Here is a 23,778-nt window from a genome sequence, read left to right as displayed (position 1 = left end):
AGGATTATTATGAAAAATAAATTTTTTGAACGTATTTTATTTTCTATTGTAGCTATTGGGATATCAATAACAGATATCTTATTGGGAGGAACATCCAATATATATGTAGACAATTTTTACATACTGGTTGGTTTGATTGCATTTGTTTATACAATATTTGATTATTATAAGTATAATAAAAACCGTAAAGAAATAGATGATCAATTATCAAAAGAGTATGATGAAAGAGATGAGTTAGTAGATGGTAAAGTGTCTAAAATCACATTAAAGGTAATTTTAGCAACTATTTTTATAGTAATGTTTGCTTCGAAATTTGCAATTATAAATGGAGATATTTCATTATTTATAATACTAGTTACCTTTATAATAACTGAATTTTTAGCACGAAAATATTATAACTATATAATATAAATGTGGTGAAACAATGAAAAATAAAGTTAAAGAATTACGTCTAGAACATGGTATAACGCAGCAAGAATTAGCTGATAAAGTATGTGTATCATCGAGAACAATTATATCATTAGAAAAACAAACATATAATCCGTCGGTTCTTCTTGCATATAAAATTGCTTCGGTTTTTAGTTTATATATCGAAGAGGTTTTTATATTTGAAGAAGATGACAAATAAAAAATGAGAATAAGGAGATAGTAAGATGCCAGGTATATTTATTATGATTTTTGGAGCAATATTAATAGTTTGGGGAATATATAGAATGAAAAATGATGACGCTCTTTTTGGAAAAACTCAAAAAGGGAAAAATATATTTAACCTAATAATTATGGGGCAAGCTTCTGGAATAGGCCAATTTGCAAGCGGGATACTTTGTATAATAATAGGTATTGCTTCTTTTATAATTAAATAAAGTGAAAACAAAGTAACTTATATTAAAATAAAAAGGTATGAACTCACATAGAATTCATACCTTTTCTTATTTTATATTGATATTACATGTCTAAATATAATTTAAAAATTTATATAAAATTAGAATAGTAGAATAATATTCTAGTTATAAATAATAAAAGAGATATTTATAGATTAAAACTATTTTAGATAATTACTTTATTAATATATCTAGGCTACAATAATGCTATATAGAATATTATAGGGGGGATAAAGGTGGAAAGTAACTATAAGGTTGCATATTATAATGAGTGGAAAACACTACAAAAGAGAGAATTTAAGAATGTGGCAGAGATAAGGAATGTTATATATGATGAAGATAAAAAAGAATTTTCTATAAAAGTTTTTAATAGAGAATATATATTAAATTGTAATGATGAAACAATAAGGCGAAGTGGTGATAATCATATACCAAGTGCTGAAACTGGTGTTATGATATTGAATTATTTGTCTTTTACAGAAAATAATATAGATAAAACTAACAAGTGGGTAAGTCTAAAAGAAATACCAAACGGAGGGATGATGTTTTATCCGGCTTTTTATAAAAGTAGTATAGTTAGTTTAATTAATACTTTTGGTTATGATTCATCAAAATTAAGAAAGTGCGGAGAGAACCTAGATGGAAAAGAAACAAAAATGGGTGATATAGCATTTGAATTTGAAGTTTTTCCAAAGGTATTTTGTCGTGTTGCAGTATGGGAAGGAGATGATGAAATTGAGCCAAGTGCCACAATTTTATTTGATTCTTCAATACAATATATGATGCATGTGGAAAGTATAATTGGACTGGGAGGATATATAATTAATAAAATCATTAATGAGTTAGGAAGAGATTAGTCTATGTAATCAGTTATTTTAAACCTTGATTAAATCTAGTAAAAAACGTAAAATATAAAGATATGATATTGAAAGAATTGAATTTAAAATAATTATAATAAATAGATTAAAAGGTGATTATATAAAATGATAAAAGAAATAATAGTAGTTGAAGGAAGAGATGACGTTACTGCTGTGAAAAGAGCATTAGATTGTGAACTAATAACTACTGGAGGATTTGGATTCCCTAAAGGAGTTATGGAAAGAATAAAAGCAGCTCAAGAAAGAAGAGGTGTTATAATTTTTACTGATCCAGATTTTGCAGGAGAAAAGATTAGAAAGAAAATAGCAGCAGAAGTACCAGGATGCAAGCATGCATTTTTACCAAGAGAAGAGGCTAAAAAAGATGGAGACATAGGAATAGAAAATGCATCTCCAGAAAGTATACTAAGAGCTTTAAATAAAGTGAGAACTGAAAGTACAGAAAAAAGAAATGAATTTTCACAAGTGGATTTAGTGACAAATGGACTTATAGGTAATGAAGACGCATCTTATAGAAGAGATACCGTAGGACAGATACTAGGAATTGGATACGGAAATGCAAAGCAATTTTTAAACAGATTAAATAACTACGGAGTTTTAAGAGAAGAGTTTAATAAAGCAATAGAAAGTTTATAAGGAGACGAACATGGATAGATTATCATCGCATAAAGCCACAAAAGAAGTTGTTCAAAAACATAATTTTAAGTTCTCAAAATCACTGGGACAAAACTTCTTAATAGATACAAACGTAATAGATAGTATTATTGAAGGTGCAAGAGTTAAAGAAGGAGATTATGTAATAGAAGTAGGACCAGGAATCGGAACACTTACAAAAGAAATGGGAAGAACTGCAGAAAAGGTTGTAGCCATAGAAATAGACAAAACTTTAATTCCTATATTAGAAGAAACTTTATCAGACTTTTCTAATATAGAAGTAATCAATAAAGATATATTAAAAGTTGATGTACAAGAATTAATAGAAGAAAAATTAAATGGAGGGCCAGTAAAATTAATAGCCAACCTTCCATACTATATAACAACACCAATAGTTATGAAATTCTTAGAAGAAGATATACCAGTAACTGATATAGTTGTTATGGTTCAAAAAGAAGTTGCGGATAGAATGAATGCTAAGCCGAATACTAAGGACTATGGAGCATTATCAGTGGCAGTTCAATATTACTGTGATACAGAAATAGTTGCAAAAGCTCCGAGACATATGTTTATGCCGCAACCAAATGTTGATTCAACAGTTATAGGACTTCATGTAAGAGAAGAAATGAAATATCCAGTTGATAACGAAGATATATTCTTCAAAACTGTTAAAGCATCATTTGGACAAAGAAGAAAAACCCTTCTTAATTCATTAAGTGGACTTGGATTCTTAAGTAAAGATCAAATAAAGCAAGCTTTACAAGAAGCCAATATAGATGAAAAAAGAAGAGGAGAAACTTTATCAATAGAAGAGTTTGCCTCATTAGCAAATGAAGTAAATAGAATTAACGATGAAAATAAATAAGTAATTGATTATAAGCTAGTCTGAGGACTAGCTTTTTTGATATTAAAAATAAAATAGAAAATAACAGTTTACACATATATCCATTTATGATATATTACAAATAGATATATGTATATCTAAAATGGATACATCTGAAAAAGATATAAAAGGCAGAAGGTGGTTAAAATTAGTAGAAATAATTCTTTACAAGAAGAACAATTAACAGAACCAGGATATTATATATTATTAGCATTGCTAGTACCTATGCATGGATATGGAATATCAAAATACATAGAAGATTTAACTGAAGGTGAAGTTTCAATAGGTCCTGCAACTATGTACACTATGCTAAAAAAGATGCAAGCTCAGGATTATATAAGTTTAGCGGGAGAAGAAGCAAGAAAGAAAATTTATAAGTTAACTGACAAAGGAAACATGGTTATAAGGAAAGAACAAGAGAGAAGATATAAAATGGCACTTTATGGTGTTAAAGCTTTTGAAAGAATAGGAGGAGTGGAATAAATATGGCGAAAAATATAAAGTATGTACCAAGTGGTGGTTTGCTTTTATCTGAAGAAAAAGATATGAAGAAGCTGAGTAAGTTAGCTAAAGAAGGTTGGATGTTAGAATCTTTTGAAAAATTATCATATAAACTTATAAAAAGTGAACCAGAAGATATAGAATATTGTGTTGATTATAACGAAGATAAAGATGATTGGAATGAATATATATCTTTATTTGAAAATAGTGATTGGGAATATATTTGTTCCTATGAGGGATATCATTTTTTCAAAGCGCCAAAAGGAACGAAGCCTATTTATACAGATAAGGAAACATTGAGCTTAAAATATGAAAAACAATATAAATTAATGAAGAAATCTATAATAGGAACAGTAGTATTAATATTGGCATGTATATTAGGAATTGGTTTCATATCAATGTTAAACAATGGTTCTAATACATTAAGAGGACTAAAAATCGTCCTTTCTTCAGGTGTTGGTGCAGGAATTGGTATTTTAATTCCATTTATAATTTGTGCAGTCATAGCATATAAGAAAATAGAAAATTAAATTATGGGTCAAAAAGCTTAGTATGCCTTACATACTGGGCTTTTTTATTTTAGATTTTCATAGTACTTAATAAATAAGTTATTACATATAATTTCTTGAGAGATTATGTTAAGGGGTGAGAAACTGATGGCTACCAAAAGAAAGTTTAAAAGAGATTACATCATGCTAGAAGCGAAAGACATGAACTATAGATTTAAAGATAAGGTATCGCCAAAGGCTTTTGCAAAAATTGAAGTCACTGATGAGAAATCAGTTATAGCTTTGTATGCTGAAAATCTGAAAAGTGTAAGTGAAGGTTATACAGTAGTAGCAATAAGAAGTGACTACGAAACCATAGATTTAGGTAACTTTAATGTTAATAGTCAAGGAAAAGGTGAGTTTAGCCTAGATATGGGTGATGAGGATATAGACATAAAAGGAATAGCAGTTATACAAGATAGAGCAGTCCCACTTATAGGTTTTAAGGGGAGCAAAATAGAAAACTTTGAAGAAATATTATTTCCTCCACAATATGAGTTTGAAGAAGTAGATGATGATGAGTATGAATACGAAGAAGTAGAATATGTTGAGGTAGATGATGTTATAGATGAAGAATATGTTGATGATGAAGATATAGATAGAGAAGAGTATGAAGAATACGATGAATATGAAGAATACGAGGAATATGAAGAGATCGAATATGTTGAAGAAGATGATATAAGAGGTAATGAATATGAATACGAGGAAGTTATTTACGAAGAAATTGAAGAAGATGAATATGAATACGAAGAAGTAGAGGATGAAGAATATGAGGAAGTTCAGCCTAATATACAATCAAAAGTGCCAGAAAAGAAAAACACTAAAAGTAGAGATGATGACTATATTGAAAAGAAAATAAACAAAGCGAAATCTGTTTTAGAAAAGCAATACACAAAAAATGCTTATGAAACAGTAAAAACTAAAACAGAACCAACTAAAACGGCTAGTACATTATTAATGCCAAGACAAATTAAAAAAGGTTTAAAATATTTTAGAGAAGTAAAACCTTTTGTGGCAGATTATATTGATAGTACTAGATGGTGGAAAATAGAAATTAATCCAACAACTTTATGTGGTTATACAATGCCATACTTAGGTTATGTTAATTCTTTAAACTATACTATGTACAGCGATGCTATAATGCAGTCTTATAAATACAGACACTACTTATTTGGAGTACAATATGATGAATATAATAAGAGACAATATTACATTTATGCAGTACCAGGAAGAAAAAATGAACAGCCAGATAAGGGAAATACAGGATTTACAAGATATCAAGCATGTGATAATAGAAATAATTCTTTAGGCTACTGGTTATGTTTTGTTGATTGTAAAGCAAGACGAATAGTTAAATAAAATAAACGGTTTATATGATATAATACACATGAAATAGTAAGTGAGCTGTAAGGAAAAGAACTATTTAAAATAAATTAATCTTAAAATTAACAACAAAACGTTATATAATAGTTATATAAAACATTTAACCGGGGGTAAGACATGGCCAGAAAAAGAAAAATAAAAAAATCAGTGTTCTTAGTTGCAGCTATTATACTATTTTTTGGTGTATATATTATATCGTTTACTCTTTTCTCTAATAAAGACAATAGTAGTAAAGACAATGCAGTGAAAATAGAAGAGCCTGAAGACAATAGATCCTTACTTAAACAGTTAGAGGAAAAAGATAAGATCTATTTATCTGATGGTACTGTATCAGATGTTAGAGTTGATGAGCAATTATTAGAAGAGTTAAGATACTCTTTTGAGGATATTAGCAAAATAAGAAAACCAGCATCTTATGAGTCTACTTATGAAGGATATTCAGATGACGGACTAAAGTTTTCAACAAATTTAGATGTAATAAGAATTTATACAGTCAATGAAGAAGAGTATTATAAAATTCCTGTAGCATCTAAAGACGAATTTAAAAAAATATTAGATAAGAGTATCTATACATCTTTTGATTTTATAAAGCAATATAAAACGTGGAAAGAAGTTAAGATAACTTATAAAGATACAACAAAGAATTTAAGTAAGTGGAAATATGATGATTTAGCAAATACAATGGCTGCGAAAAGAGTGGTTGGTAAAGTACAACCAGAAAAGAGTAAGGAAAGAAGTGAGTATAATTTTGTAATTGAAATCAAAGCTGATAATTATGAAGCAAAAGTTGAAGTTATGGGAGCTAATTACGTAAAAATAGAATCTAAAGATTTAAATTCTTATTACGAAGTGCATACAGCTTTATATGATTATATTAAAGATGAAGTTTTTAAATTATCTAAATAAAAAAAGTAGAAAATTTGATTTATCAAATTTTCTACTTTTTTGTTATTATTTACTTTCTTCAAGTAATAATTCACCAACATGATAAACAGGACCTGCACCAGCAGTTATTAGTAAATCGTTAGGTTGCATATTAGCTTTCAGATAATCAACAATATCTTCGAATTTGCTGATATATATAGCATCCACATTGTTATGGTATAGTTTTTCAACTAAGTCCTTAGAATGAATATCTCCTGGATCATCTTCCCTAGCAGCGTAGATATCAGTTATTATAACTTTGTCTGCAGAGTAGAATGCTTCTCCAAATTCATTGAAAAGAGATTTTGTTCTACTGTAAGTATGAGGTTGGAATACACACCATAAAGTAGATTTTTTTAGTTTTTTAGCAGCAGCTAAAGTTGCTTTTAATTCTGTTGGGTGATGAGCATAGTCATCAACTATTAAAGCATCGTTAAAAGTACCTTTAATTTCAAATCTTCTTCCAACACCTGTGTATTTAATAATGCTATCTTTTATGTCTTCTACACTTATTCCAGAAACTAAAGAAACTATTATGGCAGAAGCAGCATTGTAAATGTTGTGTACACCAGGAACAGATAATTGGAATGTACCTAAATCTTTTCCAAAGTAAGTTAAATCAAATGATCCAAATCCACTATCATTAAAATGAATATTTTTTATGATAGCATCATTTGAAGCTTCTTTACCATACTTGATTACATTAGCTTTGACATCATGTAGTATTCCGTCTGTATTAGGGCTATCACCATTTATTACAAAGTGACCATCTTTAGGTAATAATTTTCCGAATTTATTAAATGAAGCTTTAATTTCTTCTATTCCAGAAAAATAATCAAGATGATCTTCCTCTATATTTAAAACGATTGCTATTTTAGGGTTAAAATTTAAAAAACTATCTGTATACTCGCAAGCTTCTGTTATGAAGTTTTGAGAGTTACCTATTTTTACATTACCACCAATCGATTTTAAGTTACCACCAACTAAGATTGTTGGATCTAAGTTAGTTGAATCAAATATAGTCGATAATATAGAAGTAGTTGTAGTTTTTCCATGAGTACCCGAAACTGCTATTGAGTTTTTGTACTCTCTCATTATTTGTCCTAAAAATGCAGCTCTGTTTATTGTTAGTATGTTTTTGTCTTTTGCAGCCATAAGTTCTTCATTGTCTGTGTGTATAGCAGCAGTGTAAACTACCATGTCCAATCCATCAACAATGTTCTCTTTTTTTTGGCCAATATAAATTTTTGCACCTTGTGCTTGAAGTTTCTCTGTCATTGAAGATTTATTCATGTCTGAGCCTGAAACTTCGTAGCCTTTATTAAGGCATATTTCAGCTAAAGCACTCATACTTATTCCGCCTATGCCGATGAAGTGTATCTTCATAATAATAAAACCACCTTTCATTTAATTTATTTCTATGAATAAGAACAATTTTTGTGGTATAATTAAATAATGTTCAATATTTTAAGTATCATATGCATATACTAATTCATATATTATAGTTTATTTATTTTTTCATAATATATGAAACATAACTAATATTATATCATACAATAAAATCTTATGCATTATTTACTTTATACCATAAATGTTGTAATTGTAGGAGGTTACTGAAACAATGAAGTTTAAGAGAACGGAAAGAATTGGTGCTATAGTCAAGATATTATCTGACAACCCAAATAAAATTTATACATTAAGCTATTTCACAGAAACATTTAACGCTGCCAAGTCTACAATTAGTGAAGATTTATTAGTTGTAAAAAATGTATTCGAAAAATTACAATTAGGTAAGGTTATAACAATTTCTGGAGCGGCTGGTGGAGTAAAATACATACCTAAAACATCAATACAAGAAAATCAAAACTTCCTAATGGAATTATGTGAAAAAATAAGTTCGCAAGATAGAATTTTATCAGGAAGATTTCTATATTTAATAGATTTAATATATAATCCAACAGTTGTAGCTAAAATAGGAAAGATATTTGCTTCAAATATAGATTACTCTGAAGCGGATTATGTAGTTACTATGGAAACAAAGGGAATACCTATGGCTCTTATGACTGCAAAAGCTATGAATTTGCCATTAGTCATAATAAGAAAAGACATAAAGGTTTCAGAAGGACCAACATTAAGTATGACTTATGTTACAGGAGACAATTCAAAAGTAGAAAGTATGAGTTTACCAAGAAAAGCTATCAAGTCAGGAAGTAAAGTTATTCTTATAGATGACTTTATGAGAGGTGGAGGAACAATAAAAGGCATGACTCAACTTATGAATGAATTTGGTGCAGAAGTAATAGGAACGGGTGTATTCATAACAACATCTACACCAGAGAATAAATTAGTTGAAGATTATATATCTTTAATAGAAATAGATACAAGAGAAAATGAAATAGTTGTTAAGCCAAATTTAAAAACTTTTAAAGATGAATATAGAACAGAAGACGTTGTGGATGATACTTTAGACAATGTAGATGATGATGAAATTGCTGAGTAATTCTAACTAATTCAAGCTGTATAATTATTTTTATGAATAAAAAATAAAAAAAACTCTGAAAAATTAAAGGAATTTGTTAAAAAGTATAGAATTATTTACCAAACAGTTTATAATTATATTGGGTAAATTGTATTTTGTCAAAATCACAAAGGGGGATATTGAGGTATGAACATAACTGACGTAAGAGTAAGAAAAATTACTGATGAGGGGAAAATGAAATGTATAGTTTCAATAACTTTTGATAATTTATTCGTAGTACACGACATAAAAGTTATCGAAGGTCAAAATGGACTATTCATAGCTATGCCGAGTAGAAAAGTTGGAGAAGGTAACTTTAGAGATATCGCTCATCCAATAAATGCAGAAATGAGACAAGTTTTAGAGAATGCTGTTTTAAAGGCATATGAAGAAGCATTAGCTCAACTGGAAGTTGCTGCAGAATAATTAAATAAAATGGGAATATTTTAAAAATTTGCAATAAATAAACGAGTCGACTTAATCGGCTCTTTTTTAATGAAAAATTTTGAATTATTAAGATAATAATGTATTATTTTTATTTTATGGCTAATAATAAAAATATCTAAATGAAGATAATAAAAAATATTATTAGATTTGAAGAAATGTTGACAAAAACATGAAATAAAATTATGATAATATCATAAGATATAAATATGAAAATTAGTTTTATATAAAAGCTATGATAAGAACAAGTAGTAATTAATGAAGATAAACAGAAAGTTACCGGTTGATGAGAGGTGCATATACAATTAATTATGAATACATCTTTGAGCTTCACACCGAAAGAAAAATATTGAGTAGGCTGTGACGAATTTGACACACGTTATAGTGTCATAGTATTTATTTAGATACTAACTGAGATAAGCAGTGTGAATTGTTTATAAATGAAGGTGGTAACGCGAGATATGCTCTCGTCCTTTTTAAGGACGAGGGCTTTTTTTATTATAACAAATTATAAAATTGATTTTTAAAATATAATTATAAAGGAGAGGAACACTATGTCAATGACGACTTACGATGAATTAGTTGCTAGAGGATTAGTTGCTCAAGTAACAGATGAAGATGAATTAAAAGAACTTATAAACGCAGGTAAAGCAGTATTCTATATAGGGTTCGATGCAACTGCAGATAGTTTACATGTAGGACATTTTATGGCTCTATGTTTAATGAAAAGATTACAGATGGCAGGAAATAAGCCAATAGCACTTGTTGGTGGAGGAACTACAATGGTAGGGGATCCATCTGGAAGAACTGATATGAGAAAAATGATGACTCCAGAACAAATAAATTACAACTGTGAATGCTTCAAAAAACAAATGAGTAAATTTATAGAATTTGGTGAAGATAAAGCTTTATTAGTCAACAATGCAGATTGGTTATTAGATTTAAATTATGTAGAATTATTAAGAGAAGTGGGAACTCATTTTAGTGTTAATAGAATGCTTAGCTTTGAATGTTACAAAAGCAGAATGGAGAGAGGACTTAGTTTCTTAGAATTCAACTACATGATAATGCAAGCTTTCGACTTCTATCATTTATACGAAAAATACGGATGCCAAATGCAATTAGGTGGAAATGACCAATGGAGTAATATGCTTGCTGGGACAGAATTAATAAGACGTAAATTAGGAGAAAATGCTTATGCATTAACTATAACTTTACTTCTTAACTCAGAAGGAAACAAAATGGGTAAAACAGCTAATGGTGCAGTATGGCTAGATCCAAACAAAACTTCTCCATTTGAATTCTACCAATACTGGAGAAATGTTGGAGATGATGATGTATTCAAATGTATGCGTATGTTAACATTCTTACCATTAGAAGAAATAGAAGCTATGGAAAAATGGGAAGATAATAAAATAAACCAAGCTAAAGAAGTTTTAGCATTTGAATTAACTAAATTAATTCATGGTGAAGAAGAAGCTACAAAATCACAAGAAAGTGCAAGAGCTTTATTCTCAGGAGCAGCACATGATAACATGCCTACAACAGAATTAACTGATGCTGATTTAACTGATGGAAGTATAGATATAATATCATTATTAGTTAAAGGTGGATTAGCTCCTACTAGATCAGAAGGTAGACGTAATGTGGAACAAGGTGGAGTAACTGTAGATGGTGAAAAAGTTGATGACTTTAAAGCTACATTCACTAAAGATGATTTATCTGGTGATGGTATAGTTATAAAACGTGGAAAGAAAAAGTTCCAAAAAGTAGTTATAAAATAATGATATAGTAAATAGCAGTAGCTACTAAATTATAGTTGCTGCTATTTTTGTGCATACTAAGATAATGCAAAGAAATACAAAAACCTAGTAATTTCATAAAAAGAATGCTATATTATATATGACAATAATACGATTGAATTATATACTATTCAACAAATAATACACCATAATAGTAACAATTATAAAAAACTTTATTGAAATGGAGTGAAAATATGAACTTTAAAGCCATAATTCTTGCTGCTGGAAAAGGTACAAGAATGAAGTCAAAATATCCAAAGGTTGTTCATAAAGTGTGCGGAAAAGAAATGGTTAACCATATTATAGATGTATCAAAAAAATCTGGTGTTAAAGACGTAGTAGCGATATTAGGTCATGAATCAGAAATCGTAAAAAATATACTACCAGAAGATACTATGATTGCAATGCAAACAGAGCAACTAGGAACAGGTCATGCTGTTAAAATGGCAAAAGAATACATAAATGATGAAGACACAATAGTTATTTTATGTGGAGACACACCTCTTATAAAAGAAGAAACCCTAAAAAAATTATTTGATTACCATATAGAAAATGAATATACAGCTACAGTTTTAACTACGAAAGTTGAGAACCCAACTGGATATGGAAGAATAATAAGAGATAAAAATGGTGATTTACTAAAAATTGTTGAGCAAAAAGATGGAAATGCTGAGGAATTAGCAGTGAATGAAATTAACTCTGGAATTTACTGTTTCAAAGGTAAGATGCTAAGAGAATCACTAGACTTACTTGATAACAACAATGCTCAAGGAGAGTATTACTTAACTGACACAATAAAAATATTAAGAGATAAAGGGTTTAAAGTTGGAGCATTCAATGGTTCTACAATTGAGGAATTAATGGGTGTAAATTCTAGATTAGAATTATCTAAAGCGGAAACTCTTATGAGAAAAAGAATAAATGAATTCCACCTATTAAATGGAGTTACTATAATAGACCCAGCATCTACTTATATAGAAACAGATGTAGAAATAGGACAAGATACAATTGTATATCCAGGATCTATGCTTCATGGTAAAACTAAGATAGGTAATGAGTGTATTATAGGAATGAATAATTCTATAACAAACTCAACTATAGGAAATAACACAGAAATTAAAAACTCTACAATAATAGATTCTACTATAGGAGAAAACACTACAGTTGGTCCTTATGCATATTTAAGACCAAAAAGTAACATAGGAAACCATGTGAAAATAGGTGACTTTGTAGAAGTTAAAAATGCAACTATAGAAGATAACTCAAAAGCATCACATCTGTCATACATAGGAGATGCCCATGTAGGCAAAGATGTTAACATAGGATGTGGGGTAGTATTTGTAAATTACGATGGAAAAAATAAATTCAAATCAATAGTAAAAGATGGAGCATTTATAGGCTCTAACTCGAACTTAGTTGCACCAGTTACAGTTGAAGAAAAAGGATATATTGCAACAGGGTCTACTATAACTGACAATGTACCTGAAGGCGCTTTAGCTATTGCTAGACAAAGACAGGTTATAAAAGAAGGTTGGGTAGCCCAAAAAGAAAAAAGAGATGAGAATAAATAGCTAATTATTATTTTAGGAAAACACCTAATAATATTTATATAATTTTCAGGAGGATAAGTAATGAATACTAGCGGAAGCGAGATTAAAATTATTGCAGGTAATTCGAATAAGGAGTTAGCTGAAAAAATCGCAGAATATATAGGAGTAAAGGTTGCTGATTGCCAAGTAACAACATTTAGCGATGGAGAAATAAGCGTAAACATCAATGAAACAGTTAGAGGTTGTGATGTATTCGTAGTTCAATCTACTAACAACCCAGTTAACAATAATTTAATGGAATTATTAATAATGATAGATGCATTAAGAAGAGCATCTGCAGGAAGAGTAACAGCAGTTATACCATACTACGGATATGCAAGACAAGACAGAAAAGCTAAGGCAAGAGATCCAATCACAGCTAAATTAGTGGCAAACTTAATAACAGCAGCAGGAGCAGATAGAGTTTTAACTATGGACTTACATGCTTCTCAAATACAAGGATACTTCGATATCCCACTAGATCATTTATTAGGAGGAAGCTTATTAGCTAACTACTTTAATGGGAAAAATATAGAAGATTTAGTTGTAGTTTCACCAGATTTAGGAAGTGTTACTAGATCTAGAAAATTTGCTAATCAGTTAGAGGGAGAAGTTCCAATAGCTATAATAGACAAAAGAAGACCTAAAGCTAATGTTTGTGAAGTAATGAATCTTATAGGGGATGTAAAAGGTAAAAATGTTATCATGCTAGACGACATGATAGATACAGCCGGAACTATAACAAATGCGGCTAATGCACTTAAAGAATTCGGAGCTAAAAATATATATGCTGGTTGTACACATGCAGTTTTATCTGGACCAGCTATAGAAAGAATAGAAAACTCTGCAATTAGTGAGTTAATAGTTCTTGATACTATAAAACTTCCTAAAGAAAAAGAAAATGATAAAATAAAAGTATTAACAGTAGCAGAAATGTTTGGAGAAGCTATTAAGAAAATATTCTCTAATGAATCTGTAAGTGTTTTATTCTAATTAGTAATTTATATGTAAGAGGTATTAATCCATAGATTAATATCTCTTTTTTAATTTAAAACTATTTGACTTGAGCAATGGAGTTGTCTGAAATTGCATGGTGACCATACAGTGACTTGAAGTGGTAACGAAGGCATCTCATTGTTGACATGAAGTATTTATCCGACACGGCGCTCGAGCAAAATAAATTTTTTATTTAAATTTATGGAATTAACAATATAAATTAAAAGCTTGAAAATGAGTATTAAATTAAACGGTTCTGGTAATGAATTTAACTATAAGACTAATCATGATATTAACTCATAGGACATGGTGAAAAAATGATAATTTAAATGATTACAAGGAGCAGATCATGAATATATTTGATATATTAAGAGCAGCAATAGAACTTGAAGCATCAGATATACATATTACAGTAGGTAGTGTACCAGTAGCTAGGATAAAAGGAAGATTTACAAAATTAACAGAAAATATATTAACAAAGCATGATACAGAAGATATGACAAAAAAAATTGCTGGAGATAAAAATTTTAAAAAAATTGAAGAACATGGTGAATGTGATTTTTCTGTATCTATAGAAAGTGGAGAAAGGTTTAGGGTAAATGCATATAAGCAAAAAGGAAATTATGCTATTGCAATAAGAACCATTACTTCTCAGATTCCTTCCTTCGAAACCCTGGGACTACCGGAGATTCTTAAAACTTTTACAGAAAAACATAAAGGCTTGGTGTTAGTTACAGGACCAACAGGAAGTGGTAAAAGTACAACTCTTGCAAGTCTTATAGACATAATAAATAAAAATCAACAAAGACATATTATAACTTTGGAAGATCCTATAGAATATGTTCATAATCATAAGAAAAGCTTAGTAAATCAAAGGGAAATAGGACAAGATACTGAAAGCTTTAACTCTGCTCTAAGAGCAATACTTCGTCAAGATCCTGATGTTATTCTTGTAGGGGAAATGAGAGACTCAGAAACGATTTCTATAGCATTAACAGCAGCGGAGACAGGTCATTTAGTATTTTCTACTCTTCACACCGTTGGAGCAGCCAAAACCATAGACCGCATAGTAGATATGTTTCCATCAGAGCAACAACATCAGATTAGAACACAGTTATCGACTGTATGTGAAGGTGTTATTTCTCAACAGTTATTACAGACTATAGATGAAAGAAATAGAGTAGCAGCCTTAGAAATTATGGTATCAAACCCAGCAATAAGGAATTTGATAAGAGAAAATAAAACTTATCAAATTCAAAATATTATACAAACAGGAAGCAAGCACGGTATGCAATCTATGGATCAAGAATTAGTTAATTTATATAGACAAGGAAGGATATCAAGACAGAGTGTACTTAGTAGATGTACGGATTATGAATACACTAGTAGATTAGTTGGAGATAGATACTAGACATTTGAGACATACTTTCCGGGATATAATATAAGACTAAGAATAATAGATTTGATTTGTGTATTTAGTTAGAATAATTGGTATGTAAATTTAATATTTTTATAAATTATATAAAAATTATAAAACAGTATCTGAAATGAATACCTGATTTTTTATACAATTTAATTCAACTGTATAAAATTAATAATAAAAAACTATAATATTAAATACTTCTATCATAAAGGAAAAATATTAAATGAAGTAGTATTTAATAATTATAAATATTGGGGAAATAAAACCATACTATTATTTAGATTTAAAAAATAAAACTATGATATATTTAACAATAGCAATAATTTTTATGATTTTATCCTATATTTCAGAAAAAATAATCTATAGACTAGATAATTGCATGGATAAAAATCTAACCAATAAAATATTAATATTTTTACCAAACATGATAATACCTATTTTAATATATACTAAGTATGAGTTAAGCATACAAACCATAAGTTATATGGCATTAATTCCTTTTTTAACAGTGGTTTCAATAATTGATTTTAGAACAACTTATGTATATGATATAACAATACTTAGTGGTATAATTATGCAGAGTGTTATTTTTTTATTGAACAAACAGCTAAGCGAAGGTTCAATGAGTCACATAAAAGGATTATTTATAGGTGTTGTTCTATCATATATTTTGGCAAAAGCAACAAAATCGCTGGGAGATGGTGATATAGGTTTTTATGGACTTTGTGCTTTTGTTCTTGGACAAGAATATAGCTTATATATGATATTTTTATCATTTATGTTAGCTAGTATTTATGGAGGGTATATACTTTTAAGAAAGCGAAAATCTATAAAATCATCAATTCCTTTTACACCATTTATATCTTTAGCGACAATTTTAATAATATTAACACAAAAGGATATAATTAATTTATATTTTGACATTCTAAGCAGAAATCTATAAAGGAGGATAAAAATGTATATAATAGTAGGTCTGGGAAATCCAGGAAAACAATATGAGAATACAAGACATAACATAGGATTTAATGTAATAGATATTTTAGCAGATGAATATGGTATAAGTGTAACTAAAATGAAGCATAAAGCTTTAATAGGAGAAGGAAGAGTAGGTACCGAGAAGGTTGTCCTTGTAAAGCCTGTAACTTATATGAACCTTAGTGGGGAATCTTTAGCTGAGATATATAATTTTTACAAAGTAGATACGAGTAACATTGTAGTAATATATGATGATATAGATTTAGATGTTGGGAAAATAAGAATAAGAAAAAAAGGCAGTGGTGGTACTCACAATGGGATGAGATCTATTGTGAAGTGCCTAGGAACAACAGATTTTCCAAGAGTTAGAGTTGGAGTTTCTAAGCCACAGCCAGGTAGGGATTTAGCAAGTTTTGTTCTTTCTAGATTTAGTAAGGAAGAAGAAGGAGATTTAAAGGACGGTCTAGAAAAAGCTATTAAGGCTATAGATTGTATAATTAGAGAAGACATAGATTTATCGATGAATAAATTTAATGGAAAATAATTAGGAGGCTATCATGAAGGATGTATTATTATATCCTTTGCAGAATTTAAATGAATATAAGGAAATTATAAGCTATATTGAGAAAAGTGATGGCGCAGCCTTAGTTAATGGTTTATTACCTATGCAAAAGCCACATATAGTTTATTCCATATTTAAAGAATTAAAAAAACAAATCCTTTTTATTGCCAATAGTGATTTAGAAGCAAAAAAAGTTTATGAGGATTTAGAAGGCTATATTAAAGGAAAGGTAGAATATTTATCAAGTCAAGATATTTACTTTTATCATTTAGATGCAAAGGACAGAAGCGAAGAAGCAAAAAAATTAAAAACATTACTTAAATTGGCTAAAGGAGAAAAGGTTATTACGGTGACTTCTGCTGAAGTTATTTTGAGGAAATATATACCAAAAAAGGTATTGATAGACAATATAATTACTTATAAAGTTGGAGATATTGTTGATATAGAAAAATTAACTAACACCCTTGTCAATTTAGGATATGAAAGAGTTTCTAAAATTGAGGGGTTTGGTCAATTTAGTATAAGAGGTGGAATAATAGATATTTTTTCTTTAGAGTACACTAACCCTATTCGTATGGAATTATTTGACGATGAAGTAGATTCTATACGAACTTTTGATGTGTTTTCACAAATGTCTATAGAAAAAATAAAAAAAGTTGTAATAACGCCATCAAGGGAGTTTATATATCCTGAAGAATTGGATAAAATAGTAAAAAATCTTAAAAAAGAAGTTAATGATAGTACAGATGAAGATGCTATTTCCAATATTGATAAAATATCAAATAGAACTTATTTTGAAGGGATAGAAAATTACATTGACTATGTTTATCCTCAAGACAACAAAAGTATTTTTACTTATTTAAATGAAGATGCAGTAATTTTTACACAAGATATTACAAGACTTAAGGAAAAGTGTGAAAACTGCTTTAATGAGTTTAAAGAAAATTACAAATTAAACCTAGAAAGAGGACTGGCTCTGAAGAATCAAGGTAAGCTAATTTATACTTATAATGATTTAAGTTATCTTATAGAAAACAGATCCATTCTTCTAAATACATTATTAACAAGACAGATAAATGAGTTTAACATAAAGAGAATTATTAATTTTGATTCTAGGGAAATACCTCCTTATAATGGTAAATTGGAACTTTTAGCAGAAGACTTAAACAGATTAAAATATAATGGAAATAAAGTTGTATTAGTTACAAGCACCTTAGAAAGAGCAAAGAAGTTAAGTAAGGACTTGATTGAGTTCAATGTGGAAGCCATAGTGTCTAAAAGTAGAGATGTTGAAATCAAATCTTCCCAAATAATTATTTGCCCGGGAAATATACGTAGAGGTTTTGAATATAAATCAATTAAATTTATAGTAATTACTGATAATGAAATAATAGGAGTTCAAAAAAGAACTTCAGCAAAAAAGAAAAAAAATAAAAATAAAAATGGGAAAAAGATTGACTCTTTCTTAGATTTGAATATAGGAGACTATGTTGTTCATGAAAATAGTGGTATAGGTAGATACACTGGAATAGAACAAGTTTTAGTAAATGGAATTAAAAAAGACTATATAAAAATAATTTACCAAGGTGGAGATAATCTTTATGTACCTATTGATCAAATGGATAAGGTACAAAAATATATTGGTGCGGATGTTGAAAGAGTTAAATTAAATAAATTAGGAACTAGTGAGTGGACTAGGGCAAAAGCTAAGGTTAAAAGAGAAATAGAAGATATGACTAAAGACCTTATTGAGCTTTATGCAAAAAGAGAAAAAGTTAAAGGATTCAAATTCTCAAAAGATACTCTTTGGCAAAAAGAATTCGAAGATTTATTCCCTCACGAAGAAACAGAAGATCAATTAAAAGCTATAAAAGAAACTAAAAAAGATATGGAATCTTCAAAAGTAATGGATAGATTAGTTTGTGGAGATGTTGGATATGGCAAGACGGAAGTAGCGATTAGAGCTATTTTTAAGGCTTGTATGGATAATAAGCAAGTTGCAGTACTAGTTCCTACTACTATACTTGCTCAGCAGCATTACAATACTTTCAAAGAAAGGTTTGAAAATTATCCAATCAGAGTAGAAGTTTTAAGTAGGTTTAAAACACCAAAACAACAAAAACAAATTATAGAAGATGCTAAAAAAGGTTTGGTTGATATATTAATAGGAACTCACAGAATTGTTTCAAAAGATATAAATCTACCTAAACTAGGATTAGTAGTTATAGACGAAGAGCAAAGATTTGGCGTTAAGCATAAAGAATCTTTAAAGAAAATAAAAAATACTGTAGACGTATTGACTTTATCGGCAACGCCTATACCAAGAACTCTTCACATGTCGCTTAGTGGAATTAGAGACATGAGTGTTATAGAAGATCCGCCGCAAGAGAGACATCCAGTTATAACTTATGTTACAGAGGCTAAGGAAAGTATAATACAAGATGAGGTGGAAAGAGAAGTAGCTAGAGGTGGGCAAGTATTCTTTGTATATAACAGAGTTGAAGGAATTGAAAGAATAGCTGCAAAAGTACAAGAATTGGTTCCGGATGCTAGAGTTTCTGTAGCACATGGTAGAATGACTCCAAAAGTCCTAGAAAACATTATAATTGATTTCTTAAATAAGGAATATGATGTTTTAGTTTGTACAACAATAGTTGAAACTGGTATGGATATCTCCAACGCTAATACAATGATAATTTATGATGCAGATAAAATGGGTCTAGCGCAGTTATATCAGTTACGTGGTAGGGTTGGAAGAAGTTCTAGACAAGGTTATGCTTATTTAATGTATGAAAAAGATAAAGTCTTAAGTGAAGTAGCGGAAAAAAGGTTAAAAGCTATTAAAGAGTTTACAGAGTTTGGCTCAGGGTTTAAAATAGCTATGAGAGACTTGGAAATTAGAGGAGCAGGAAATATATTAGGTTCTCAACAACATGGTCATATGGCAGTTATAGGATACGACTTATATGTTAAAATGTTAAACGATGCCATAAGAAAAGTTAAGGGAGAACTTATAGTTGAAGAAGTAGAAGTTGAAATTGATTTAAGTGTTAATGCATATATTCCAGATTATTATATTGATGATGAATTAATAAAGTTAGAAATGTATAAGAAAATTGCATGTATAGAAAATAAAGATGATTTAGCAGAAGTTCAATATGAACTGGAAGATAGATTTTCAGATATTCCTAAACCTGTGGAAACATTATTAAACATTGCTTATATAAAATCTGTGTGCAAAAAACTTAAAATAGAAAAGGTAAGACAAGTTAAAGATGAAATAATTTTAAGTCCTTTAACTAGATACAAAACTAAAGAAACAATAGGGTATAAGATAGTTAAGGAACTAGAAGAACTATTAGAAAAAATGTTAAAATTAAATAATTAATTTGGAGAGGTGTTTTATGAAAAAAATATTTACTTTAATCTTATGCTTAATGATGACAGTATCATTAATAGGATGTAGTGCAGACAAAAAAGCAGTGGCCACAGTAAATGGACAAGACATAACTTTAGGAAATTACCAAAAATTATTAGCTTTAAATAAATCGTCAATGGAATCTTATTATGGAAGTGATATCTGGTCTAAAGAAATGGAAGGTGGAAAAACTTACAAAGATACATTGAAAGAAATGGTGCTTGAAACTATGATAGGTTCTGAAGTAATTTATCAACAAGCAGAAAAAGAAAAAGTTACTCCCACAGATAAACAAGTACAAGAGCAGATAGATAGTTTCAATGAAAGTATAAAAAATAAGAATGACTACAAAGAAAATCTTAAAAAAATAGGAATAAATGAAGATTTTCTAAAATTTCAATTTACAAGAGATTTAGCTAATAGTAACTTGCAAGAAAAATTTGAAAAAGATACAAAAATATCAGAAGCTGATATGAAAAAATACTATGAAGATAACAAAAAGAGTTTCTATACTGATACTGTGACAGCTTCTCATATACTATTAAAAACTCAAGATAAAGAAGGTAAAGAATTATCAGCAGAGAAAAAGAAAGAAGCTAAGAAAAAAGCAGAAGAAGCTCTTGCTAAAGTTAAAGCTGGAGAAGACTTTGCAAAGGTAGCTAAAGAATATTCTCAGGACTCATCAGCATCAAATGGTGGAGATTTAGGCTCTTTCGGGAAAGGTCAAATGGTACCTGAATTTGAAAAGGCAGCTTTTAACATGAAAAAAGGGGAAATATCTGATATAGTAGAGACTCAATATGGTTATCACATAATAAAAATTACAGATAGGGTAGATAAGCAAGAAACTTATGACGATGTAAAAGATAAAATAAAGACTACGTTAGCAAGTGAAAAATATACTGAATATGTTGAAAAACTAAAAAAAGATTCTAAGATAGAACAAAAAGAAGATATTGTAAAATCTGCTAAATTTTAATATAATAAGCTATGTCCAATTAAGGATATAGCTTTTTTTGTATATTTTTCTTATCAATGGTAAAAATATATACATATAAAGACAGTGATGGAGGGATTAATTAATAAATGAGAGCTACAGGAATAGTTAGAAGAATAGACGACCTAGGAAGAGTTGTTATTCCTAAAGAGATTAGAAAAACCCTTAGAATAAGAGAAGGTGATCCTCTAGAAATATTTACAGCTAAAGACGGAGAAGTAATCCTTAAAAAATACTCTCCAATAGGAGAATTAAATGAATTCTCGCAAGAATATGCTGAAACCCTAGGTGAAACACTAGGACAAGGTGTTGTAGTAACAGATTTAGATTCTATAATAGCTGTATCTAAATTACCTAAAAAAGATTATAAAGAAAAAAGTATAAGCAATGAACTAGAACAATTAATTGAAAATAGAGTAGTTAAACATGCTAATGATAATAAAATGATACCATTATACAAAGATGATTCTACTCCATATAGCGGTCAAATTGTTATGCCAATTATAAGCGACTCAGGAGACTGCATAGGTTCAATTTCAGTAGTTACAAAAGAAAATGAAGTTTTTTCTGAAGACATAGAAAAGATTCTTAAAATTGCAACTAGCTTTTTAGGAAAGCAGGTACAATAAATACTAAAGGCCCTTATATTAAGGGCCTTTAGTATTTAAAAAATTTGTTTTCTAAATAATTAAAAAATCTTAAATTATTGAATATACTTATAAAGATATGATATATTAAAGTTTGTTATATAAATATTGGGAGGTTACGTTATGAGTAATAACAATAATAATAAAGAATCCTTTTTAAAAGGTGCGCTTATACTTGGCATGGCAGGTATAATCGTTAAGATAATGGGTGCATTTTTTAGGATTCCTCTTGGTAACATAATTGGATCAACGGGATTAGGGTATTATCAAGCGGTATACCCGGTATATACTCTGTTCTTAACATTAGCAACAGCTGGGTTTCCTACAGCACTTGCAAAACTAGTTTCAGAACAAAGAGCTGTAGGAGATTTTGGAGGAGCAAATAAAACATTTAGAATATCATATACAGTTTTATTTATTACTGGATTGATATCATTTTCATTTTTCTTCTTTGGTGCAGATTTTATATCTACAGTACTTTTGAAAAATAGTGGAGCATATGCAGCATTAATTGCTATTTCTCCTGCATTACTATTTGTTCCTTTGATGTCTTCTTATAGAGGATATTTCCAGGGAAGAAGAGAGATGTCTAAAATAGCTATTTCTCAAATAATTGAACAGTTTTTCAGGGTAGTATTAGGGTTATTCTTAGCATATATGCTTATGAAAAACTTTGGAGAGCAAATGGGAGCTGCTGGTGGAGTACTAGGAGCTGCAATAGGTGGATTTGCGTCTGCTGTATTTTTAATTTACATATATTTAAGAGGTAGTAAATCTAGAAAAGCTGAAATAGCTCAAAGTAAGCATATAAAGCTTGAAAGTACAGGTACAATCCTTAAAAGATTACTATATGTTGCTATACCTATAAGTATAGGTGCATGTGTAATGCCTTTAGTAAATATGGTAGATAGTGTAATAGTAGTAAGAAGGCTTACAGAAACTGGATTTAATATTGAACAAGCCAATTCTCTACTTGGACAATTATCAGGAATGGCAATATCAACTGTAAACTTACTTGTAGTTATAGACCAAGCTATAGGAATGAGTTTAGTACCATCTATTTCAGAAGCTTATGCATTAAAGCAAATGAAACGAGTAAGAAAAGAAGCTAAGACAGGTCTAAAGACTATATTGTTAGTTACTTTACCAGCTACATTTGGGTTCGCAGCCCTAGCAGGGCCAATAATGAAACTATTATATCCTGCTGAACCAGCAACCCTTGGAACTATGTTATTTGTAGTGTCTCCTTGTGCAGTATTCTTAGGTTTAATATATGCACAAAATGGAATACTACAGGGTATGGGAAAACCTATGGTACCAGTTATAGCATTAGCAGTTGGTATGGTATTTAAAGTAGTAATAAGTTATGTGTTAACAGGTATACCTTCAATAAATATAATAGGTTCTGGAATAGGTACTTTATCAGCATACGCAGTAGCATCTATAATAGAGTTTATATATATAAAGAAACATCTAAAATTAAGATTATCACCGAAAGAGTTTGTTATAAAACCAATGATAACAGTTATAACGATGTATGTAGTTGTTAAACTATCATATGGATTTATGGTAGGTTTCTTAGGAAACTCATTATCAACTCTAGTTTCAATAGCTATTGGTGGGCTTGTTTATGGTTTGGTTTTACTAGGAATAGGCGGAATTAGAAAAGATGAAATTTTAACTATGCCAAAAGGTGAAAAAATTTACTCAGTTTTAAGAAAACTTAAACTTATGAAATAGAAAATAATATATAAA

23 protein-coding genes and 1 other annotated feature are annotated in these 23,778 nt (G+C 29.3%); of the genes, 22 read left to right on the top strand and 1 reads right to left on the bottom strand.

What is annotated here, in order from left to right:
• The first annotated feature begins 9 nt into the window (after positions 1-9).
• From K0039_RS13475 to K0039_RS13430, 10 genes are all read left to right on the top strand, one after another.
• Positions 10-411, top strand: a complete 402-nt coding sequence (locus K0039_RS13475) for a DUF2178 domain-containing protein (protein WP_228105583.1) — start codon at positions 10-12, stop codon at positions 409-411.
• Positions 412-424: 13 nt separating this feature from the next.
• Positions 425-628: a helix-turn-helix transcriptional regulator gene (locus K0039_RS13470; RefSeq protein WP_228105582.1), complete on the top strand. Its 204-nt coding sequence runs from the start codon at positions 425-427 to the stop codon at positions 626-628.
• Between the two features lie 25 nt (positions 629-653).
• Positions 654-863 (top strand): hypothetical protein, encoded by a 210-nt coding sequence (locus K0039_RS13465; RefSeq protein ID WP_228105581.1) that lies wholly within the window; start codon positions 654-656, stop codon positions 861-863.
• 254 nt (positions 864-1,117) lie between these two features.
• Positions 1,118-1,738 carry a DUF3786 domain-containing protein gene (locus K0039_RS13460; protein WP_228105580.1) on the top strand — a complete coding sequence of 207 codons (621 nt, stop codon included), beginning with the start codon at positions 1,118-1,120 and terminating at the stop codon, positions 1,736-1,738.
• Positions 1,739-1,864: 126 nt separating this feature from the next.
• Positions 1,865-2,395 carry a ribonuclease M5 gene (rnmV, locus tag K0039_RS13455; RefSeq protein WP_228105579.1) on the top strand — a complete coding sequence of 177 codons (531 nt, stop codon included), beginning with the start codon at positions 1,865-1,867 and terminating at the stop codon, positions 2,393-2,395.
• 10 nt (positions 2,396-2,405) lie between these two features.
• Positions 2,406-3,278 carry a 16S rRNA (adenine(1518)-N(6)/adenine(1519)-N(6))-dimethyltransferase RsmA gene (gene rsmA, locus K0039_RS13450; protein ID WP_228105578.1) on the top strand — a complete coding sequence of 291 codons (873 nt, stop codon included), beginning with the start codon at positions 2,406-2,408 and terminating at the stop codon, positions 3,276-3,278.
• Between the two features lie 156 nt (positions 3,279-3,434).
• The gene (locus K0039_RS13445) at positions 3,435-3,779 is read left to right on the top strand and encodes a PadR family transcriptional regulator (protein WP_228105577.1); all 345 of its coding nucleotides are present in this window, start codon (positions 3,435-3,437) and stop codon (positions 3,777-3,779) included.
• A gap of 2 nt (positions 3,780-3,781) precedes the next feature.
• Positions 3,782-4,327, top strand: coding sequence for a DUF2812 domain-containing protein (locus K0039_RS13440; protein ID WP_228105576.1), 546 nt, complete (start codon positions 3,782-3,784; stop codon positions 4,325-4,327).
• A gap of 126 nt (positions 4,328-4,453) precedes the next feature.
• Entirely contained in the window at positions 4,454-5,704 is a 1,251-nt protein-coding gene (locus K0039_RS13435) for a hypothetical protein (protein WP_228105575.1), read from the top strand.
• A gap of 141 nt (positions 5,705-5,845) precedes the next feature.
• Positions 5,846-6,634, top strand: a complete 789-nt coding sequence (locus tag K0039_RS13430) for a hypothetical protein (RefSeq protein WP_228105574.1) — start codon at positions 5,846-5,848, stop codon at positions 6,632-6,634.
• A 45-nt stretch (positions 6,635-6,679) separates the two neighbouring features.
• Here the strand turns inward: K0039_RS13430 and murC are convergent, their stop codons facing one another.
• Positions 6,680-8,038 (bottom strand): UDP-N-acetylmuramate--L-alanine ligase, encoded by a 1,359-nt coding sequence (murC, locus tag K0039_RS13425; protein ID WP_228105573.1) that lies wholly within the window; start codon positions 8,036-8,038, stop codon positions 6,680-6,682.
• A 235-nt stretch (positions 8,039-8,273) separates the two neighbouring features.
• Here murC and purR point away from each other — a divergent pair, with 235 nt between their 5' ends.
• The 12 genes from purR (at position 8,274) to K0039_RS13365 (ending at position 23,763) form a co-directional block, all read left to right on the top strand.
• Positions 8,274-9,152 carry a pur operon repressor gene (gene purR, locus K0039_RS13420; protein WP_228105572.1) on the top strand — a complete coding sequence of 293 codons (879 nt, stop codon included), beginning with the start codon at positions 8,274-8,276 and terminating at the stop codon, positions 9,150-9,152.
• A 165-nt stretch (positions 9,153-9,317) separates the two neighbouring features.
• On the top strand, positions 9,318-9,596 hold the full coding sequence (gene spoVG, locus K0039_RS13415) for a septation regulator SpoVG (RefSeq protein ID WP_228105571.1): 279 nt from the start codon (positions 9,318-9,320) through the stop codon (positions 9,594-9,596).
• Positions 9,597-9,840: 244 nt separating this feature from the next.
• Positions 9,841-10,092 (top strand) — a binding site (T-box leader).
• A gap of 82 nt (positions 10,093-10,174) precedes the next feature.
• A complete protein-coding gene (gene tyrS / locus K0039_RS13410) occupies positions 10,175-11,398 on the top strand; it encodes a tyrosine--tRNA ligase (protein WP_228105626.1) in 1,224 nt (407 codons plus the stop codon).
• A gap of 212 nt (positions 11,399-11,610) precedes the next feature.
• Positions 11,611-12,987, top strand: a complete 1,377-nt coding sequence (gene glmU, locus K0039_RS13405) for a bifunctional UDP-N-acetylglucosamine diphosphorylase/glucosamine-1-phosphate N-acetyltransferase GlmU (RefSeq protein ID WP_228105570.1) — start codon at positions 11,611-11,613, stop codon at positions 12,985-12,987.
• Between the two features lie 60 nt (positions 12,988-13,047).
• Complete coding sequence (locus K0039_RS13400; protein ID WP_228105569.1) at positions 13,048-13,998, top strand: ribose-phosphate diphosphokinase; 951 nt, start codon at positions 13,048-13,050, stop codon at positions 13,996-13,998.
• A 352-nt stretch (positions 13,999-14,350) separates the two neighbouring features.
• Entirely contained in the window at positions 14,351-15,412 is a 1,062-nt protein-coding gene (locus K0039_RS13395) for a type IV pilus twitching motility protein PilT (protein WP_228105568.1), read from the top strand.
• 391 nt (positions 15,413-15,803) lie between these two features.
• Positions 15,804-16,367: a prepilin peptidase gene (locus K0039_RS13390; RefSeq protein ID WP_228105567.1), complete on the top strand. Its 564-nt coding sequence runs from the start codon at positions 15,804-15,806 to the stop codon at positions 16,365-16,367.
• 12 nt (positions 16,368-16,379) lie between these two features.
• A complete protein-coding gene (pth, locus tag K0039_RS13385) occupies positions 16,380-16,943 on the top strand; it encodes an aminoacyl-tRNA hydrolase (RefSeq protein ID WP_228105566.1) in 564 nt (187 codons plus the stop codon).
• Between the two features lie 13 nt (positions 16,944-16,956).
• Complete coding sequence (gene mfd / locus K0039_RS13380) at positions 16,957-20,349, top strand: transcription-repair coupling factor (RefSeq protein ID WP_228105565.1); 3,393 nt, start codon at positions 16,957-16,959, stop codon at positions 20,347-20,349.
• A gap of 16 nt (positions 20,350-20,365) precedes the next feature.
• Positions 20,366-21,358, top strand: coding sequence for a peptidylprolyl isomerase (locus tag K0039_RS13375; protein WP_228105564.1), 993 nt, complete (start codon positions 20,366-20,368; stop codon positions 21,356-21,358).
• Positions 21,359-21,465: 107 nt separating this feature from the next.
• Positions 21,466-22,005 (top strand): stage V sporulation T C-terminal domain-containing protein, encoded by a 540-nt coding sequence (locus K0039_RS13370; RefSeq protein WP_228105563.1) that lies wholly within the window; start codon positions 21,466-21,468, stop codon positions 22,003-22,005.
• 141 nt (positions 22,006-22,146) lie between these two features.
• Entirely contained in the window at positions 22,147-23,763 is a 1,617-nt protein-coding gene (locus K0039_RS13365) for a putative polysaccharide biosynthesis protein (RefSeq protein ID WP_228105562.1), read from the top strand.
• Positions 23,764-23,778: the final 15 nt, after the last annotated feature.

The sequence above is a fragment of the Terrisporobacter mayombei genome, assembly GCF_020748465.1.
GTDB lineage: Bacteria > Bacillota > Clostridia > Peptostreptococcales > Peptostreptococcaceae > Terrisporobacter > Terrisporobacter mayombei.
The sequence above is the reverse complement of the archived record's forward strand: the minus strand, read 5'-3'. Positions and strand labels throughout refer to the sequence as shown.

Bases quoted from the DNA above. Each gene is read 5' to 3' on its own strand.
- K0039_RS13475 (WP_228105583.1), top strand. From the start codon at position 10: ATGAAAAATAAATTTTTTGAACGTATTTTATTTTCTATTGTAGCTATT.
- K0039_RS13470 (WP_228105582.1), top strand. From the start codon at position 425: ATGAAAAATAAAGTTAAAGAATTACGTCTAGAACATGGTATAACGCAG.
- K0039_RS13465 (WP_228105581.1), top strand. From the start codon at position 654: ATGCCAGGTATATTTATTATGATTTTTGGAGCAATATTAATAGTTTGG.
- rnmV (WP_228105579.1), top strand. From the start codon at position 1,865: ATGATAAAAGAAATAATAGTAGTTGAAGGAAGAGATGACGTTACTGCT.
- rsmA (WP_228105578.1), top strand. From the start codon at position 2,406: ATGGATAGATTATCATCGCATAAAGCCACAAAAGAAGTTGTTCAAAAA.
- K0039_RS13440 (WP_228105576.1), top strand. From the start codon at position 3,782: ATGGCGAAAAATATAAAGTATGTACCAAGTGGTGGTTTGCTTTTATCT.
- K0039_RS13435 (WP_228105575.1), top strand. From the start codon at position 4,454: ATGGCTACCAAAAGAAAGTTTAAAAGAGATTACATCATGCTAGAAGCG.
- K0039_RS13430 (WP_228105574.1), top strand. From the start codon at position 5,846: ATGGCCAGAAAAAGAAAAATAAAAAAATCAGTGTTCTTAGTTGCAGCT.
- murC (WP_228105573.1), bottom strand. From the start codon at position 8,038: ATGAAGATACACTTCATCGGCATAGGCGGAATAAGTATGAGTGCTTTA.
- purR (WP_228105572.1), top strand. From the start codon at position 8,274: ATGAAGTTTAAGAGAACGGAAAGAATTGGTGCTATAGTCAAGATATTA.
- spoVG (WP_228105571.1), top strand. From the start codon at position 9,318: ATGAACATAACTGACGTAAGAGTAAGAAAAATTACTGATGAGGGGAAA.
- tyrS (WP_228105626.1), top strand. From the start codon at position 10,175: ATGACGACTTACGATGAATTAGTTGCTAGAGGATTAGTTGCTCAAGTA.
- glmU (WP_228105570.1), top strand. From the start codon at position 11,611: ATGAACTTTAAAGCCATAATTCTTGCTGCTGGAAAAGGTACAAGAATG.
- K0039_RS13400 (WP_228105569.1), top strand. From the start codon at position 13,048: ATGAATACTAGCGGAAGCGAGATTAAAATTATTGCAGGTAATTCGAAT.
- K0039_RS13395 (WP_228105568.1), top strand. From the start codon at position 14,351: ATGAATATATTTGATATATTAAGAGCAGCAATAGAACTTGAAGCATCA.
- K0039_RS13390 (WP_228105567.1), top strand. From the start codon at position 15,804: ATGGATAAAAATCTAACCAATAAAATATTAATATTTTTACCAAACATG.
- pth (WP_228105566.1), top strand. From the start codon at position 16,380: ATGTATATAATAGTAGGTCTGGGAAATCCAGGAAAACAATATGAGAAT.
- mfd (WP_228105565.1), top strand. From the start codon at position 16,957: ATGAAGGATGTATTATTATATCCTTTGCAGAATTTAAATGAATATAAG.
- K0039_RS13375 (WP_228105564.1), top strand. From the start codon at position 20,366: ATGAAAAAAATATTTACTTTAATCTTATGCTTAATGATGACAGTATCA.
- K0039_RS13370 (WP_228105563.1), top strand. From the start codon at position 21,466: ATGAGAGCTACAGGAATAGTTAGAAGAATAGACGACCTAGGAAGAGTT.
- K0039_RS13365 (WP_228105562.1), top strand. From the start codon at position 22,147: ATGAGTAATAACAATAATAATAAAGAATCCTTTTTAAAAGGTGCGCTT.